Source organism: Paenibacillus sp. YN15, assembly GCF_003285005.1.
In the GTDB taxonomy this organism is placed as follows: domain Bacteria; phylum Bacillota; class Bacilli; order Paenibacillales; family NBRC-103111; genus Paenibacillus_AR.
Map to the genome: position 1 here is coordinate 70,031 of NZ_QMFA01000024.1, position 16,825 is coordinate 86,855.

Sequence of the window (16,825 nt, forward strand, 5' to 3'; positions counted from 1 at the left end):
GCCGTCCAAAGGACGGCATAGAGAGGGGCATATTGATGGGTTCCGCTTAAGTTCTCACTCAAGCCTCCGCCCGATCCGCCTCAGCCAGCTCCGCTGCGGCGGCGGTTTGCCGGATGGCGGCCATCCGCTCCAGATCAAACAACCCGCGGACCTCGCCGCACATGGCAAGCACCCGCTCGGCATCCTTGGGGGTGGGTTCGCCGTGGAAGTAATCGTCCAGGGAGCAGATGCCGAAGATAAAATCGAGAGAGCGGATTTCCTTGTTCAGCTCCCGCGGAATCTCCGTCACCAGTTCAACGGCGTTCAGGAGGCAAATAAAGTTATGGTTTAAGGGCATCACTCCATACAAGTGGCACATGGCCACCAGATACCGCTCCAGAGCCACCGCACCCACATTAAACACCAGACTGAAGCGCTGGCCGCTCCGCCGGAACTGCTCCGCCCGGAGATGGTAGCCCAGGGCATCCCCGTAATTTTCCTCGAAGGCCTGATAATCCGGCTCCTTCCGCATAAGCTCCAGCATGGTCATACGTTCCGCCTCCTTTGGGCCGGGCCCTTTTACCACACGTTCAAAATCCATTCCTTGTTCTTCTTGTATTCCATATCCGTAAATAAATGGTTGGCCATTTCCTCCGCCAGCCAGATGGCCCCGGCGTAGCCCACTATGGGATGCCGGTACAGGCCCGCCCGGTCATAGGTGGGAAAGCCCACCCGGACCATGGGAATCTGGTTGTCGATGGAGATAAACCGGCCTTTGGAATGGCCCAGGATCAGGTCCAGCTCCACCTTTTTGCTTTTGATCCGCTCCTCCAGGGTCATCAGGTCGGCGTTCAGCACCACTTCCATGTCGAACTTGACATTCTCCTGAAGCTCCTTGATCCGGGGGTCATTCTTATAATTAACATTGTCGTCCCCCAGCATCAAGAGCACCGGCTTCATTTCCAGGTCCAGACAGAATTGCGCCAGGCCGATCACCAGGTCGGGATGCCCGTAAATGGCTACCTTCTTATCCGCCAGGAACATATGCACCAGGTCCGTCAGAGCGTCGATGGCAATGCCCCGCTCCTTCACAAGCGTTGCCGGGATCGGCTTGCCGGTGAGCTTCTTCACATTTTTCAGGAAAGCGTCCGTATTGCGAATGCCGATGGGAGTCGGTCCGACGATGGTGGGGATATCGAACTCATTCTCCAGATATTTGGCCGCCTTGCCGCCCTCATAACGGTTCAGGCAGATAGTGCCCAGGGCATTGGCCGTACCCTGCAGATCGGCAATGGTGGTGCTGCCGTGGGATTCGCCGGTTTTGTCCGGCAGAATGGGGGAGTCGAAGCTTTCGATTTCAAAAAGCACGGTAGCCTCCACATCCATTTCCTTCAATAGATGCTTCAGCGCGGTTACATCGCCGGGGTTCACCCAGCCGGTAATCAGGTTCAGCTTGCCGTTAGGCTCGCTTTTTTCCGCAAAATATTGCACAAAATCATTCACCGCCACATCATACCCGGTCACATGGCTGCCCACAAAGCTGGGGGAATGAATGGGAATCAGATGCACCTCGCGGCCTGCGAACTTTTCCTTCAGCAAGCCGTTGTTCAGCTTGGTGACAACACCGTCCACATCGTCGCCGATGACCTCCGTGGAGCAGGTGGTAATAATGGGGACCACCTTCACATCGGGATAGCGCATCAGCAGCACATCCACCGCTTCCTCCACCCGGTTCAAGGCTCCGAACACGGCGCCGTCCTCATGGACCGAGGAGGAGGCCATCAGAAAATTATCCTTGAAGTGCTGGGAAAACCAGAGGCGGACAAACATGACACAGCCTTGCCCTCCATGCACAATACCGATGCAATCCTTAATGCCGATGGCGGCGAATTGCGCTCCCGCAGGCTGGCAGGTAAAAATCGGATTGATGACGCCTGCCCGGTCTTTTTGGATCACTTCACAACTCATAGGGTTCCCTCCGATTCAATTGGGTTGGAGTTAATATGCTTTCACCTTCAGCTCTTCATTGAGGGAGCCGGTAATGGTCAGGAAGTCGATGCGCTCCTTCAGCGCCGCCATCACTTCCTTGATTTCGTCCTTGGTGGCGGATGCAATCCAGTCGAACCGCTCCTGATAAGCCTCTGCCAATACAACAGCGTCTACCCAGTAGCATCTGTCTGCGGGGGTGTCCTTTTCCACCGGCTCGCCGCACAGAATTTGCTTGGTTTTCGTCAAGATACCCTCGTTTTGCTTTTCTCTGTCCCAGGCCCGGGAATGAAACTGCCACAGGCATTTTTTCATAATATAGTCCTCAAGCTGGGCGACTCTCGCTTTTTTAACCGCTTCATCCATGGGTCGGGCCCTCCTTATAAATATCCGTTGACGGTTGCGGCTACGCCTTTGCGCCTTCGGGCTGCTTCTTCATATACGGGTAATCCCGCTCCCGCAGCTTGGTTACCGAATCGAAGCCGCCGGTATATTGGCGCAGCGTCGTGGAGCTGCGTACTTCCTCGCTTAATCCGGCATCGGAGAGCCTCGCTTGGGTGGCGAACTGCACATCGGTGTCAAACTCATCCTTGCTGATGTCCAGCCCCGACAGATGATAGATGGGAGAATAGATGGCGTTATAGATGTCCCGGGCAAAACGGACCCAACCCTCGTAGCCCTTGTACGGCCCGTTGTGGTAGGCATGGGCGTTCAGATACGGCACGCGGATCTTCTTGGCCACCTCGCCGGGACGTTTGCCGGTGAAGATAATGTCCGGCTTCAGCGTCTCCATAGCCTCCAACCCCTCCAGCTCGTTGGGGTCGTCGATGGCCAGCGCCCCTTCCTCACAGCGGGCAATCCCTTTTTCCATATCGCCTTGGTGGCCGAACTTGGTGTAAACCGACACAACGTCCACCCCCATCTCCTCATGGATGGCGTTGGCCCAATGCCACAGCTTGGAGCCGCCCGGCCAGAGGCAGACCCGCTTGCCCTTCAGACGCTCCTTGTACCAGTCCAGCTCCGGCTTCCAGCGTTCGGTTTCCTCCTTGATAATCGCCTCGGCGCGGTCCTCGATCCCGAAGAAAAGACCGATTTTCCGAAGCGATGCGGACAAGGCCTCAAAGCCGAAGCCGTCAATGTCCAGGCGGGGAATGCCGTAGCGTACCCGCAGCTCGTTGCAAATATATTCGGCAGAGCGGGCGCACTCCAGCACGTTCAGATGCGCTCTGTGCATTCCTCTCAATTCGTCATAGGAACCGTTGCCGGTAAAGGTGGAGAGAATTTGAATACCCATCCGCTTAAAATAGTCCTGCATCACTTCCTGGTCGCCCTGGATGTTATACTCCCCCACATAGTTGATCACATAATCGCTGGTAATCTCAGGCTCCACATTGCCCACCTTCTGGTTGATCCAGGCGATGTTGATCTTGTGGTGGCCGCCGGATTGGCTGGGGCCGCCGAAGCCCGGAGAGTTGCAGACGAAGATGTCCACGTCAGGCATTTCCTCCATCACCTCTGCGGCAATGGCGTCAATATCGTCGCCGATCAGGGCGGAGGCGCAGGTTTGATAGATGGTCATCCGTTTGATTTTGGGAAAAGCCTTAAAGGCCTCGATCATATTCTGCTTCAGCAGCTTCTCTGCGCCGAATACAATGTGCTTTTCCTTCATATCGGTGGCAAAGGTGTTTTTCAACTGAAAATTGTCGTTGTCGCTGATGTAGCGTTTGGTTTGCCAAGTGTCGTAGGTGCAGCCCACCGGACCATGGCTGATATGGATAACATCCTTCATGGGAGTGCCGATTACGTGCTTGGCCCCGCAGTAGGCGCAGCCGCGTTCGGAGATGGTGCCGGGGATGGTATTCAAATAACCAAGGGGGAGAGCCATGGACAGATCCTCGCCGGGACCCTTTACAACCGCATGCTTCGTTCTCTCAGGGATACATTCGCTCACTTTAAATGTATGATAAGGCATGGTCTCGTTCCTCCCTTAATCAGCAATACCGTATTTGGCAACCATTTCTTCCAGAGCATCCATAGACAGCGGCTTCGGAATCACGAAGTTCTTGTTTTCGATGATCTTGCGGCCAAGCTCACTATATTCGAATGCTTGGTTGCATTCCGGATCGTATTCAACTACAGTCTTTTTGTTAAACTCGGCTTTTTGCACAATATTGTCCCGGGGCATAAAATGAATCATTTGGGTGCCGATGGCGGCGGTGAACTCCTCCAGGAACTCCCGCTCCCGGTCCACCTTCCGGCTGTTGCAGATGACGCCTCCCAGACGCACGCCGCTTTGTTTGGCGTATTTCAGCAGGCCTTTACAGATATTGTTGGCTGCGTAGATGGCCATCATTTCACCGGAGGCCACGATGTACACCTCCTGGGCCTTGCCATCCCGGATCGGCATGGCGAAGCCGCCGCATACCACGTCGCCCAATACATCGAAGAACACGAAGTCCAGGTCCTCGGTATAAGCGCCGTTGGCCTCCATCAGGTCAATGGCGGTAATAACGCCTCGACCGGCACAGCCTACGCCCGGTTCGGGGCCGCCGGATTCTACGCAGCGAATGTCTTTAAAGCCGGTGTTAACCACCTTCTCTGTGGTTACATTTTCGGCGCCGATGTCCCGCAGGGTATCCATCAGCGTTTTTTGGTTCATGCCCCCGAGAATCATCCGGGTTGAGTCGGCCTTGGGATCACAGCCGTGGATGAATACCTTTTGGTCGTGAAAATAAGCCATTGCCGCAGCCGTGTTTTGTTGCGTGGTGGACTTGCCGATGCCGCCTTTGCCGTAGATTGCGATTTTTCTGGTCATGTGAGTGTTCTCCTCTCAATTTTTAGAATTTTCTGAATTTTAAATGCGAACGAATCTGGTTTGATTTCCTTGCGAATTTCCTTTCCTTGCGAAAAGTTTGCTCCTTTCACCTCCGACTCTGTGAGGAAGGTTTTTCTCTTGTTTCTTCCCCATGATTCCGACGGCCGTCTCTCCAGCTTAATGTTAGGTTTTCTCCTGTTTCCATCTCGTTAAGGAATAGGTTTAGTGTTATATTATCTTCTATCCTGATAAATCGTCAATAAATCAGTGCTGTTTTGTATGGTCAAAAACAATAAATTCAAAGTTTGTGTCAGATTAACTTACATATCCTTTCAAATATGATCCAACCCGCAGTTTGCATTACGTTTTCATGAGCAGCTTTTTGGAATCAATACTGCAATTTCAGGATTTCCCCGTTCATTCGCATTGGTCCGGGGGCCCAGCAACTCTTGAAGGAGTCCGGCATCACCGCCATGACCCAGTTTATCTCATTGGAGCACGCCAAGAAAAACACCTGACGGCGTCCTTTGGAGCTGCGGTGACGTTTATGAAGACGTTTGAGTTTGACGGACTGGCGGACTGTGGTTCCGCTATTTCGCCAAAATCCGCCTTTTTTCTCCCTCGCGGACTCACGTTCCGTTAATGGTGAACAAGCGGGGGGAAATCCATGCTTCTGGAGCCAAATAACGGAACGTCTGTCCGTGAAAATCGAAAAACGGGCCAGAAGCGGAAAATAACGGCTTCTCTGTCCGCCCAACTGTGACGGAGATAAACGCCCATCGGCCTCCTTTGACAACCTGCGTTTGTCAAGAAGCGAGCCGTTTCCCATTCGCTTCCCGCAGTCGCAGGATAATTGCATTCGGCCAATGCAGCGGGAGCGCAAAAACCGGGTTCCCGTCTCCGGGTTTTCGTTTCCAGGTTTTGTGCGCATCAGAAGGACAAAACTCTCCCGAATGTCCGCTGGAAAGTGGACATTGCGGCTATAGAGGCCGCTCCGGAGTGCATGTCCATATATAGTGGTTGAACAGAGTCCATTTCCCGTATATTGTGTTTTTTGTGCAAAGTAGGGGAGGAGAGAGCTGTTCTGCCCATGTCCACCTTATGAAAGACAAAATTCGCAAAATGTCTACTGTGAAGGGACAGAACCGCAGCACGCTCCCGTTAGAAACGCACCGGGGCATGCCGCCGGTTTGATCCAGCGGCGCCACGCCAAAAAGCTCCCGGCGATCACCGGGAGCATAAACACTTGCGGCAGCGGAGCCGCTTAAGCGCCGCCGCAGCCAGAACCGCCGCTGCTGCGCAGCCCCGGCGCCCGCGCCCCGCAAGCGGACGGCGCACAGGAACCGGGACTGCAAGCGGCTGATGCGCCTGCGGAGCCGGAGCCGCAGGCCCCGGAACCGCAGCTCCCGCCATATTGCTCCGCAAACCTCACGCGCCGCTCCTCGCTGGCGATCTCCGCCCAGGCGGTAGCCACACAGGAGCGGATCAGGCCATAGCGGGGATGGGCGCGGTTGATCTCCCCGTCCTCCCCAACGGCAAACTCCTCGTTCATACACTTGTAATGCGCCAGATACTTGCGCAATTGAATGGCAAACATCACCCGGTGCCTGGCCAGCAGAACAGGATCGTAGCTAATACAAAATCCCTTCAGCAGCGCTTCCGAATCCAAAGAACCCCCCATCGCCCATCTCCCCTTTCCCGGCATTCCTGCCGGATATTTCACTGTCGCACGCACATCAACCGCCAGAATGCCCGCCCGGATGACCCCCAGGATGTCCCATACCCATTCCCGGATGACCCGCACTCGCTCCTCCCGGATGCCCCGCATGACCGCCAGGGTGCCCTGCGCCTGCTCCGCCCGGATGCCCAAACAGCGCCTCCGGCTCTGCCGCATTCTCCTTGGCGGTAATATGCACAGGCCGAATCCGGACTACGGAGACCGCATTGCCGTCCATGGCCGAGCGGTAGCCCTCCACCATCCGTGGCGACATGGGCTGCTTGTAGAACCCCGGCGTGAACTTCTCCAGAAGCTGCTGGAGCACCTCCGCCGCCTCGGCGAAATCCTTCACCCGCTCCGCTTCGCCGAACACCATGACGCTGAAGTAGGAGGTATCTGCATGGCAGGGCACAGGGTCGGTTACCGTCCCGTGCTCCCGGTAAACCGTAAAGGACACCTTCGGGTTATCCGCCACAAGCCGCAGCTTTTTCCCCGAGCCCATGCCGTGGAAATAGATGCAGCCCTTGTGCCAGACGTAATTCACCGGCACCGCATAGGGATAGCCGTCTCCCGCAATCCCGACCACGCCCACACGGGAAGCGGCGAGAAACGCATTGATTTTGTCCTGGTCGCGGCAATCCCGCTTGGCATAGCTCACATGCTCCATCATGATTCTCTGCCTCCTCCCATGATCCGCTCCTCCAGCCGGTCCAAAAACTGCACCATCCAGCCGTTGCATTGGGCCGCATATTCCGGATGCGCCAAAAGCTCCTCCGAAGTCTGGACAAAGTCCGACTTCACCAACTCCCCGCCGCATTCCTCCACGTAGCCCCGGAGCAGCTCTTCAGTATTTTCCAGATGGAACTGAAAGCCCACTACCCGGTCCCCCACCACATACGCCTGACGGGGACAGCCCGCGCTTTCCGCCAGCAGCCGCGCCTGGGGAGGCAGCGTGCTGAAGGTGTCATAATGCCAATGGAACACCACGGATTCCCGGGGAAAACCGGCAAACAACGGATCAGCCGCCGCAGCCTCATTCCAGAAAACAGGGAACCAGCCGATTTCCGGCAGGGGATTGGCAGTTACCTCACCTCCCAGCGCATCGGCGATCAGTTGGCTGCCCAGGCAGATGCCCAGCACTCCCTTGCCCGCTTCCGCCGCAGCCCGGATCAGCTTTTTCTCCGCAGCAAGCCAAGGATACCGGTCCTCCTCGTAAATATTCATCGGCCCGCCCATAATCACCAGCAGATCAAAATCCTCCGGGGCAGGCAGCTCCTCTTCCAGGTAAAACCGGGTGCAGGATAACGGATGGCCCTTGCTTCCGGCCCAATCCAGAATACTGCCGGGATGCTCCAGCGCAATATGCTGCAAATAGTGTATTCTCACAGTAATCCCTTCTTCCCGGCGCTAAATGATGGCCCGGACGCCTGTTTCGCCTGTTCTAACCCGCAGCGCATCCTCAATCGGACAGATAAAAATCCGCCCGTCTCCCACCTGCCCCGTCTGATTGATCTTGATCAGGGTGTTCACCACCAGATCCACATCCTCATCCTGGACAATCAGGTTCAACAGCCGCTTGGGGATATATTTCATCCCCGTACCGGAATTGGCCGCAGCCGCCAGCACACTTTCCGAGGTTATCTTCACCTCTCCGGCAATTCCTCTTTGTTTGCCCCGCCCCAGCACCGGGGACACCGTCATGGACGGATAACCCAACGTGTCCAAGGCCTCCTTGGTGGCAGTCATTTTATTGGGCCGGATGATGACAATCAACTCTTTCATACAGTTCGCCTCCGCTCTATTTCACCGCACTTGGTGCTTGGTTGGCCGGAAACCGGCGCAGCCGGACGCCCTACAGACCCTTGGCGCCCGTGCGCACGGTAATGGCTTCCTCCACCGGGCTGATAAACACCTTGCCGTCGCCGAAATGCCCGGTGTAGGCCTTGTAGCTGATGATTTTCACCACTTCCTCGACGCTTTCATCCTCCACCGCCATCAGAAGCATCACCTTGGGCAGCTCATCATAGTGGACCTCCCCCAGAGTAATGCCCTTTTGCTTGCCCCGTCCAAACACATTCAGCTTGGTCAGGGAATAATACCCCGCATCCTCCAGTCCGCCTACCACATCCTCCACTTTTTCCGGTCTGACAATTGCCCGCACCATTTTCATTCCCGTCCATCCTCCTCTTTTAGGATAAAAATCAACTGCATTCCATAACCCTTCTTCTCGGCCGCCGTCAATGCCGGCGTCACCCCCTCTCCGGTTAAATCCTTTCCCCTCCGTTCTCCTCCTCTGTGGAGGAACGCAGCAGCGCCCTGGCCAGCCAAAGGGGAGGACGCTCCTTCAGCATGGTCTGCATCTTATCCAGTTGGCCGATAACCTCCGCCCCCGGCGCCGTCTCCAGCACCATAATTCCCGCCTTCGCCATCCTGCGGGCGGCCTCATTGCCGATTTCCGCCGCAAACAAAAGCTTGCAGCCTCTAAGAAGCCCGAGCCGCACCGCCCCCCCGCTTCCCCCTTCCCCATCGGTGGCAGCAGAGCCGGGAAGGGTCAGCGTCTCCAGCCACCGGTACCCCTCCGCCGTAAAGTCGAACACGGAAAAGGAAAAACAATCCTCAAACACGCAATCCAGATACTTGCCCTTCATGGATGCGAACGCCACCTTCATAGGCTACACACGCTCCCCATTCATCAGGACATTGCCCAGACTGTTCAGCAGGTCCGCCATCCCCCGGTATCCCAGGCTGACGGAATATGGAGAGCCGTAGCGGTTCAGCACGGGAAAGCCCATGGGCATAAACCGGATGCCCAGCTCCTTGGCCACATGCTCTCCATAGGAGTTGCTGATCCATAAATCCGCCCCCCGGTTGGCCATCAGCTGCAGATCCTGGAGATCCCCTTCAATCGTATCTCCCTTCACCAGCTCCAATGCAGAAGTGGAAAATGGCACCACCGCCGAAAAAGCCTTGATTCCCGCTTCCCACAGCCAAGCTTGCACGGAAACCAAATGATCCGGTTCCAAAGCGGCCACAACCTGCTTCCCCCGGAAGGACGCCCGGGTATCCAACAGGCAATCCAGGGCAAATTGGCGCTGCCACCGGTATTTCATTTGCACTGCATTGCGGCTGTACCGCTGCAGGAAGCCGAAAAATCCATCCGTGGCCTCCAGCCCCGACACACTTGGGAATATGTGGTATCCAATGCCAAACTCCTCCTCCAAAATCCTGGCCGCAGGCTCCATGCTGCTGCCGACAGCCAGCGTAAAGCCCGAGGCGGCCATCTCCCAAAGATAATCCAGAGGAACGCCGCCGCGGGAGAGGGACATATGGCCCACCAGCAGATGGCCGGCCAGAGAAGAGGATAAATCGGGCAGAACAATCACCTCCAGGCCAAAGGACGAGATGATCTCCTTCAGCTCCATGACATCCCCCGGGGTGAGATGGGAGCCGGCCAGCAGGTTGATCCTGTCCTTGCGCCGGGCCTTGGAGCTGCCCCCTGCCCGGTACCGGGAAGCCAGCTCCCGGAGCGCCGCCTCGGTCATCCGGGCATAGCCGGACTCCAGGGAGCCCTCATAATCCGGCAGATACAGCTCAAGAAGAAGTTTGTCCTGCAGCATCTTCTCATGAAGCTTGCGGAAGGAGCGGACCGCACCGGGCAAATCCTCCCCCACCGCTTCGGTCATGGAGGAGCCCACCACCGCCACCACATCCGGATTATGTTTGGTGAAGACAATCTGCAGCACCTCATGAATGGTCTTTTCCCCGCCAAAGATCAGATTGTACTCCTGCATGGCGATATTCTGCAGAGGGATAGGCTCCCGGAAGTGCCGGGAGAGAACAGTCTGGATGGATTCGGCGCAGCCCTGGGGTCCATGCAGTACCGGCAGGGAGCGGAAGATGCCCTGCAGCGCCAGCACACCGCCGAGGGATTGGCTGACCCGGAAGGGATTGATGGCCAAGGGGCGGTCCCGCTGTTCAAAACTCAGCTCCATAGCCATCCCCCTCCCAAGGCGACTTGCGGTATATCAGCCGCCATACAGGCTGCCCCAGCACATCCAGGAGATCCCGTCCCATCCTCCTTATGCCCGCATAGCCGGAATAGGCGCCGGCCCGCTCCTGGTCAATATCGAGAAACGGAATCTTTTCCTTCAAGGGCACATAAGCGTTGCGGCTGGAGACGATCATCAGATCCGCCCGTCTTTCCCGGTACAGCTTCAGCACCTTCCTCTCATCGCTTTCCTTCTCCAGCACCGTATCCGCAGCCGCCCGTTCCCTGATCCGGGACAAATCCTCCTGGGCATTCCTGTTGGTGCCGATGCCCACCACCTTCAATCCCAGCTCCTGCAGGGCGGACAGAAAAGCCCAGCTTTCCGACCCGTCGGTGTAAAGAACAAGCTTCTTGCCCTTTAGCTCCCGGAAGGAGAGGGCGATGTCCTTCTTGAGGCGCTCCTCCTCCTTGCGGATAAACCGGTGAATCTTCCGGTCCAGCTGGGCGTCCTGAAAATGGTAGGCCAGCTGGCGCAGGCTGAAGCGGATTTCCCTGCTGCCGTAGAAGGAGCCTTCAAAATAGGGAATGCCGAAGCGGTCGCGCATCTTCCGGGCCAGGGTAAGCATGGAGCGGCTGCAAACCAGCATATTGACCTTGGCGCAATTGGCGTCCTTCAGCTCCTGGTAGGTGCACTCCCCGGCGATCCGCGACAGAACGCGGATGCCCACCTTGGACAGAAGCGCCTCAATCTCCATTCCCTCCGCGGCGAAATGATGCTCTCCGATCAAATTGATCCCGTAGGCCGCCGGCTTCTCCGGCTTGCCCGCTCCGGCGCCGACCACCTTCTCGAACAGCGCCTCCCCCGCCAGCCGGTGGCCCATATTCATACTGCCGGCAAAGCCTGGGTTATGAACAGCGATCACCGGAAGCTTCCAGCGCTTTTCGGCTTCCGTGCAAACAGCATCCAAGTCCTCCATGGCCAGCAGGGTAATGCAGGTGGCATACACGAATACACAAGGGGGATGATACTGCTCGGCAATGTAGCCGATGGCCCGGAGCAGCTTTTTTTCTCCCCCCAGCACAATGTCCTCCTTGGTCAAGGCGGTAGTGAAGGCATGCTTCGTCAACGAAACGCCGAAGGAGCCGCGCAGCAGCATCCCCCAGCTGTTCTCCAGACAGCCTGGCGTGCCGTGCACCAGATGGGCGGAGTCGGATACAGGCAGCAAAGCGCCCTGTGAGCCCTGAAAAGCGCAGCCCTTAATCAATTCGCCCGGCTTCGGCCGGGAGCAGCCCTTATGCTCCTGCGAGTTATGTTCGCAAGCCGGTTCGACAAACAAATTTGCGCCTTCTTTCGGCATCACAATCCCTCCTTTTTTGGGAACCCGCTGCTGCATTCCATGCCTAAACCCACATAAACTATAACTACTTATATTTAATTATAATAAGTTGTAACATACTTAAACTCAATCCCTCTTTTCCATGTTTTTAACTTTGGCAGAAATCGTGTCATGTAAATTAACATTATCATCACATTAAGCGTTTTCAATTTGAAATGGCACGGCTTTCCCTAACCGCCGGTTGAGAAAAGCCGCATCATCCGGACGTTAACCGGACAATGCGGCTCGCGCCGTTCACTGTTGCCAGGCTGCTGCCTTAGTCCCGGCTTAATTTCATCGCTCCCCTATGGCCGCTCCGCCTAATGCCTAATTGCAGCCCGCTTTGCACGAAGCGCAGGCCGAGGTGCCGAAGCAGCCCGACGACCAGGAGGCCAGCTCCTGGCCGCCATACCGGTCGCCCCCCAGGTCCCTGTAGGCCTTCTCCAAGCACCAGCGCAAGGCCGCGAAGCGCTCCTCCTCCGTGGATTCCGCCGTTACCTTGCCCTCCAGCTCCACCGCCTCCAGATAGAACCGGAACCGCAGCATCACCGGAATCCGCTTGCCCTCCAGAGATTCGGCGGTATACGGAATGCCGCAGTAGTCCAGAAACTCTTCCACTTCCATTGCCTTATCGGGCAATTTGATGTATTCCGGCATGAATATGCCTCCTCTCCGCACATGCGGGACATAATGGGGTATCCTCCAGTTTGATCCGGACGGAGCTCAAATCCAGGGTATTGATGCGCACCATCTCGCCGACAGCAGGCTGGCCGATGCCGGTAATCCATTTCACCGCTTCCAGCGCAGCCATGGTGCCCGCCATGCCCGAGGTGGCCCCCAGCACCGGGAAGCCCAAGGGCTCCCAATTGGCATCCCTTATGGGATACAGGCATTCCAGACAAGGGGTTTGACCCGGCACGATAACGGACAGCGAAATTTCAAAGGCGTACATGGCCGCTTCCACCATGGGCGTCCCCACCTGCCGGCAAGCCTCATTCAAGGCGTACCGCTCCGGAAAATCATAGCGGGCATCAATCACAATATCCGCGGCAGCCGCCCACTCCACAGCCCGGTCTACCGTAATCCGCTCCGGATAAGCTTCAATTTCCACACGGGGATTGATCCGCTTAATGCTCTCTACCGCACAGGGAATTCTGGTTTCTCCGATCCGCGAGGCATCCATGAGAATTTGCCGGTTCAAATCCGGGGGCTTGATGATGCCTTCATGGGCCAGAATCAGCTTGCCCACACCTGCCGCAGCCAAATACAGCGCCGCCGTGCCGCCCAGCCCTCCGATACCCGCCACAAACACCGTAGATTTCTCCAGCAGCTTCTGCCCTTCTTCGCCCACAAGCTTCAGCTGTCTGGCGAAGGGGCTCATATCCTCCTGAAACGTCCCACTCTCTTTCTCCATCCGAAATCCTCCCCGTTATCCGTTACAATTGCGCGATCTCCGGGTATCTCTCCAGCCATTCCATACCTGCCGCAATAAACCGTTCGCCCTCCTCCACAGCCTTCTCCATGGAGGTAAACCCGAACTGCCCCTGCCGCCAGCCGCGAACCGCCAGCACCAGCCTGCCGCTGTATACCACCGCCCGGCCCAAGCCTTCATCATCCATCTCCACAATACTGCCGATGCGGGTTCCCGTCCGAATCTCCAGTGCCATGGCCACCGCCTGAAAAAAGACCGTCGCCTGCCTTCTGATAGGAGCCGAATCGGCGCCGCACAGGGTATCCGCTCCTTTGAAGGCATCCGAGTCCAACAGGAAATACTTCTTCAACCGCTCTTCCTTGGGCTTCCGGGCCCACAGTCCGAACTTGTCGTAAGAATCCAGAATGCTCAGCACACAGTTGATGAACGGATAACCCTCGCTGCCTGTTGATCCGGCTTGTGTTGCGGTGTTTTCCGGCATTTACGCCTCCTCCTCCGCTTTGCGCATAGCCTTGACCAGCCACAATGGGGGCTTATGGGCCAGCATGGCCTGCAGCCGCTCCAATTGGCCAACAACCTCTGTTCCTTCCTCCACCTTCAGCGGCATCACGCCTGCGCGGGTAACCTTGGCCGCCGCCGAGGGACCGATCTGGCAGATAAACAGCAGCGTACAATCCTTAACCAGCTCCACCCGTCTCTCGTTTTTTTCCGATTCCACCTGGACACTTTGCTCGGAAACCCCTCTGGCCTCCAGCCATTTATAACCCTTCTCATCCACTTCAAATACAGAGAAAACCATACACCGCCCAAAATGGGAGTCCACCCGTTTTCCGTCTTCTGTCGCAAATGCCACCTTCACGCATGAATCCTCCTCTCGCCCGACAACAGTACATTCCCCAGTCCGTTCACCCATTGAGTGGCGCCCTTATAGCCCACACTCACATTCATGGAAACCCCGAACCGGTCAAAGATGGGGAAGCCGCAGGGATAAAACGGCATATCCAGCCGGCCGGCCCCCTGCTCGCCATGGGAGCAGCTGATCCAAACATCCGCATGACAGCGCTCCGCCAACTCCTCCAGATCGCCTAAATCCCCAATCACCACTTCCTCCTCCATCCGGTCAAACAGCGGGGAAACCACCGGAGCCACCAGCCCGCCCGGAACAGCCCCCATTTCCTTCAGCCAGCCCGCCATACTGTAGAGATGGTCAGGCTCCAGCGCCATGGCCACGCGCTTGCCGCCATAAACAAAATGGGCGTCCAGCATGCTGTCCAAGAGAAACTCCCGCTCCCACTTGTAGCGCACCGGCACCTCCTGGCGGCTCAGGGATGCCAAATAGGCAAACAGCCGGTCCGTCGCCTGCAGCCCCATGAGACCGGGGAACACCTTATAGGGAATGCCCGCCTCCACCTCCAGCAGCTTCGCAGCCGGTATCATGCTTTCTCCGGCCACAATAGTGACCTCCGCCGTCAGCAGATGCCGGGCATAATCCAACGGCAGCCCGCCCCGGGACAAGGGGGTATGGCCGGTCAGAAGATGCCCGGACAAGGAGGTGGAGATGTCCGGAAGGGCAATGACCTCCAGTCCAAAGGAGGAAATGATCTCCTTTAGCTCCATCACATCCGCCGGAGTATAGTGGGAGCCTACCAGCAGATTGACCCGGCTTTTGCTTTTTTTGCGGGGACGCTCATCCTTGGCCAGATCCACAATTCCGCTGATGACAGCCTCCGTGGTTTTGGCATAGCCGGATTCCAGCGATCCCGTAAAATCAGGGATGGACGCCGCCACCAGGAGGGTATCCTTCACCCCCCGCTCCTTGCGGTATTGGCGGAGCTCCCCCTCCACATCCTCTCCCGCCACCTCCGTGAGAGCCGTGCTCAAAACGGCAACAAGGGACGGACGGTGCTTTTCAATAACCGTATCCAGTCCCTCCCTCAGACTTTTGCCCCCGCCAAAAATCACATTGAACTCCTGAAGAGCCGTGGTTTGGGAGGCGACAGGCTCGCGGAAATGCCGGGTCATCATGGCCTTGATAAAGGCCGAGCAGCCCTGCGCCCCGTGAATCAGCGGCATGGACCGGTAAAAGCCCTGCAGCGCCAGAACGCCTCCCATAGGCTGCCCGGTTTTAAACGGATTGATGGAGACCGGCTTCGCGCTACATTTCCATCCCATAGGCTTCTCCCCCCTGCCATGGCGCCGGACGGTTGACCAGCTTCCATACCGGATTTTCCAAAGCGGCCGTCAAATCCCTGGCCATTCTCCGCAGCCCCGCATAACCCGCATACGCCACATGCCGCTCCTGATTAATGTCCAGAAAGGGGATTTGCTCCTTCAGGGATACGTACATGTTCCGCCCGCCGGCTACAATGATATCCGCCTTGCGGTCCCGAACCACCTTCAGAATCCGGGCGGCGCCGCCCTCGGGAATCAGCTCCGCCTCATGGCCCACCCGCTCCTTGATCCGGGAAATATCCTCATCCGAGCTTTTATTGGTGCCGACTCCCACTACCTTCATGCCCAGCTCCTGAAGGGCGCTGATCACCGACCAGCTTTTGACGCCTCCCGTATAAAGCACCACCCGCTTGCCGCGGAGAACCTTCTTGTAGGGCGCCAGCTCCCGCGCCAACCCATCCTCTTCCTGGCGGATCAGCCTGCCGACCCGTTCATCGAGTTCACTGTTCTGAAGCTCATAGGCAATCTGCTGCAGGGAGAAATTGGTTTCCTTGACTCCGTAGAAGGACGCCTCCACATAAGGGACGCCGTAGGTTTCCTTCATATTCCGGGCCAGCGAGATCAGCGCCCTGCTGCAGACCACCACGTTCAGCTTGGCCCGGTGGGCATACCGGATATCCTGGAAGCGGCCGTCCCCGGTAATCCGGGACAACACCCGAACCCCAACCTTGCCGAGCAGCTCCTCGATATCCCATTGCTCGCCGGCAATGTTGTACTCTCCGATAAGATTGATATCCAGAGGCGTCAGCGTGCCTTCATCCGGCTCCGCAGTGCCGATCACATGCTTGAACAGGGCATTGCCGGCCAGACGGTTGCCGTAATTCTTGTTCCCCGCAAAACCCGGGCTGTGAACCGGCACAACGGGAACCCCGCACTCGGCGGAGGCCGCAGAGCATACCGCATCCAAATCCTCGCCGGTCAAAGCCGTCACACAGGTGGAGTACACAAACACGGCCGGGGGACGGAACCGCTCCACGATCATATCAATCGCCTGGCGCAGCTTTTGTTCACCGCCCATAATGATGTCCTGCTCCGTCAAATCCGTATTAAAGCCGTAGCGGTGAAGGGTTGGCCCGGAGGAAAGGCTGCCTCTGCCTTCCCAGCTGTTGCCTGCGCAGCCGGCCGGCCCGTGAACCAGATGGGCCGCGTCCGCGATAGGCAGGAGGGTGATCTGGGCGCCGTCGAAGGAGCAGCCTCCTGCCGAGTCCCCCGGCTTAGGCTTCGGACAGCCTTTTTTCGCCGATGTGCTGTGCTGGCAATCCGGCTCGGGAATCCATCCCGTTTTTTCAATTGTGCCCAC

At 57.2% G+C, this 16,825-nt stretch carries 19 protein-coding genes; all 19 read right to left on the reverse strand.

Annotation, left to right across the window (positions count from 1 at the left end):
- Nucleotides 1–58: 58 nt before the first annotated feature.
- Nucleotides 59–529 carry a hypothetical protein gene (locus tag DQG13_RS18720; protein WP_258525753.1) on the reverse strand — a complete coding sequence of 157 codons (471 nt, stop codon included), beginning with the start codon at nucleotides 527–529 and terminating at the stop codon, nucleotides 59–61.
- A 29-nt stretch (nucleotides 530–558) separates the two neighbouring features.
- Complete coding sequence (gene anfK, locus DQG13_RS18725) at nucleotides 559–1,947, reverse strand: Fe-only nitrogenase subunit beta (protein ID WP_113021310.1); 1,389 nt, start codon at nucleotides 1,945–1,947, stop codon at nucleotides 559–561.
- A gap of 30 nt (nucleotides 1,948–1,977) precedes the next feature.
- Nucleotides 1,978–2,331 carry a Fe-only nitrogenase subunit delta gene (anfG, locus tag DQG13_RS18730; protein ID WP_113021311.1) on the reverse strand — a complete coding sequence of 118 codons (354 nt, stop codon included), beginning with the start codon at nucleotides 2,329–2,331 and terminating at the stop codon, nucleotides 1,978–1,980.
- A gap of 40 nt (nucleotides 2,332–2,371) precedes the next feature.
- On the reverse strand, nucleotides 2,372–3,937 hold the full coding sequence (gene anfD / locus DQG13_RS18735; protein ID WP_113021312.1) for a nitrogenase iron-iron protein, alpha chain: 1,566 nt from the start codon (nucleotides 3,935–3,937) through the stop codon (nucleotides 2,372–2,374).
- 15 nt (nucleotides 3,938–3,952) lie between these two features.
- Complete coding sequence (gene nifH, locus DQG13_RS18740) at nucleotides 3,953–4,780, reverse strand: nitrogenase iron protein (RefSeq protein ID WP_113021313.1); 828 nt, start codon at nucleotides 4,778–4,780, stop codon at nucleotides 3,953–3,955.
- 1,264 nt (nucleotides 4,781–6,044) lie between these two features.
- Nucleotides 6,045–6,584 carry a hypothetical protein gene (locus tag DQG13_RS30850; RefSeq protein ID WP_113021314.1) on the reverse strand — a complete coding sequence of 180 codons (540 nt, stop codon included), beginning with the start codon at nucleotides 6,582–6,584 and terminating at the stop codon, nucleotides 6,045–6,047.
- Nucleotides 6,517–7,167, reverse strand: a complete 651-nt coding sequence (locus DQG13_RS18750) for a pyridoxamine 5'-phosphate oxidase family protein (RefSeq protein ID WP_258525754.1) — start codon at nucleotides 7,165–7,167, stop codon at nucleotides 6,517–6,519. Before DQG13_RS18750 ends, DQG13_RS30850 begins: the two co-directional genes overlap by 68 nt.
- Nucleotides 7,164–7,883 (reverse strand): type 1 glutamine amidotransferase, encoded by a 720-nt coding sequence (locus tag DQG13_RS18755; RefSeq protein ID WP_113021315.1) that lies wholly within the window; start codon nucleotides 7,881–7,883, stop codon nucleotides 7,164–7,166. Before DQG13_RS18755 ends, DQG13_RS18750 begins: the two co-directional genes overlap by 4 nt.
- Before the next feature lie 21 nt (nucleotides 7,884–7,904).
- Entirely contained in the window at nucleotides 7,905–8,279 is a 375-nt protein-coding gene (locus tag DQG13_RS18760; RefSeq protein WP_113021316.1) for a P-II family nitrogen regulator, read from the reverse strand.
- A 70-nt stretch (nucleotides 8,280–8,349) separates the two neighbouring features.
- Nucleotides 8,350–8,667 carry a P-II family nitrogen regulator gene (locus tag DQG13_RS18765; protein ID WP_113021317.1) on the reverse strand — a complete coding sequence of 106 codons (318 nt, stop codon included), beginning with the start codon at nucleotides 8,665–8,667 and terminating at the stop codon, nucleotides 8,350–8,352.
- 94 nt (nucleotides 8,668–8,761) lie between these two features.
- Nucleotides 8,762–9,166 carry a NifB/NifX family molybdenum-iron cluster-binding protein gene (locus DQG13_RS18770; protein WP_113021318.1) on the reverse strand — a complete coding sequence of 135 codons (405 nt, stop codon included), beginning with the start codon at nucleotides 9,164–9,166 and terminating at the stop codon, nucleotides 8,762–8,764.
- A 3-nt stretch (nucleotides 9,167–9,169) separates the two neighbouring features.
- On the reverse strand, nucleotides 9,170–10,489 hold the full coding sequence (gene nifN / locus DQG13_RS18775; protein WP_181592837.1) for a nitrogenase iron-molybdenum cofactor biosynthesis protein NifN: 1,320 nt from the start codon (nucleotides 10,487–10,489) through the stop codon (nucleotides 9,170–9,172).
- Nucleotides 10,473–11,843, reverse strand: coding sequence for a nitrogenase component 1 (locus DQG13_RS18780; protein ID WP_113021320.1), 1,371 nt, complete (start codon nucleotides 11,841–11,843; stop codon nucleotides 10,473–10,475). Before DQG13_RS18780 ends, nifN (DQG13_RS18775) begins: the two co-directional genes overlap by 17 nt.
- A gap of 345 nt (nucleotides 11,844–12,188) precedes the next feature.
- Nucleotides 12,189–12,518, reverse strand: coding sequence for a nitrogenase-stabilizing/protective protein NifW (locus DQG13_RS18785; protein WP_113021321.1), 330 nt, complete (start codon nucleotides 12,516–12,518; stop codon nucleotides 12,189–12,191).
- Nucleotides 12,490–13,275, reverse strand: a complete 786-nt coding sequence (locus DQG13_RS18790; RefSeq protein WP_113021322.1) for a HesA/MoeB/ThiF family protein — start codon at nucleotides 13,273–13,275, stop codon at nucleotides 12,490–12,492. The genes DQG13_RS18785 and DQG13_RS18790 overlap by 29 nt, the downstream gene beginning before the upstream one ends.
- Before the next feature lie 22 nt (nucleotides 13,276–13,297).
- Nucleotides 13,298–13,774: a DUF269 domain-containing protein gene (locus DQG13_RS18795; RefSeq protein WP_113021323.1), complete on the reverse strand. Its 477-nt coding sequence runs from the start codon at nucleotides 13,772–13,774 to the stop codon at nucleotides 13,298–13,300.
- Nucleotides 13,775–14,152, reverse strand: coding sequence for a NifB/NifX family molybdenum-iron cluster-binding protein (locus DQG13_RS18800; protein ID WP_113021324.1), 378 nt, complete (start codon nucleotides 14,150–14,152; stop codon nucleotides 13,775–13,777).
- Nucleotides 14,149–15,465 carry a nitrogenase iron-molybdenum cofactor biosynthesis protein NifN gene (gene nifN, locus DQG13_RS18805; RefSeq protein WP_113021325.1) on the reverse strand — a complete coding sequence of 439 codons (1,317 nt, stop codon included), beginning with the start codon at nucleotides 15,463–15,465 and terminating at the stop codon, nucleotides 14,149–14,151. Before nifN (DQG13_RS18805) ends, DQG13_RS18800 begins: the two co-directional genes overlap by 4 nt.
- A complete protein-coding gene (gene nifE, locus DQG13_RS18810; protein ID WP_258525755.1) occupies nucleotides 15,449–16,825 on the reverse strand; it encodes a nitrogenase iron-molybdenum cofactor biosynthesis protein NifE in 1,377 nt (458 codons plus the stop codon). The genes nifN (DQG13_RS18805) and nifE overlap by 17 nt, the downstream gene beginning before the upstream one ends.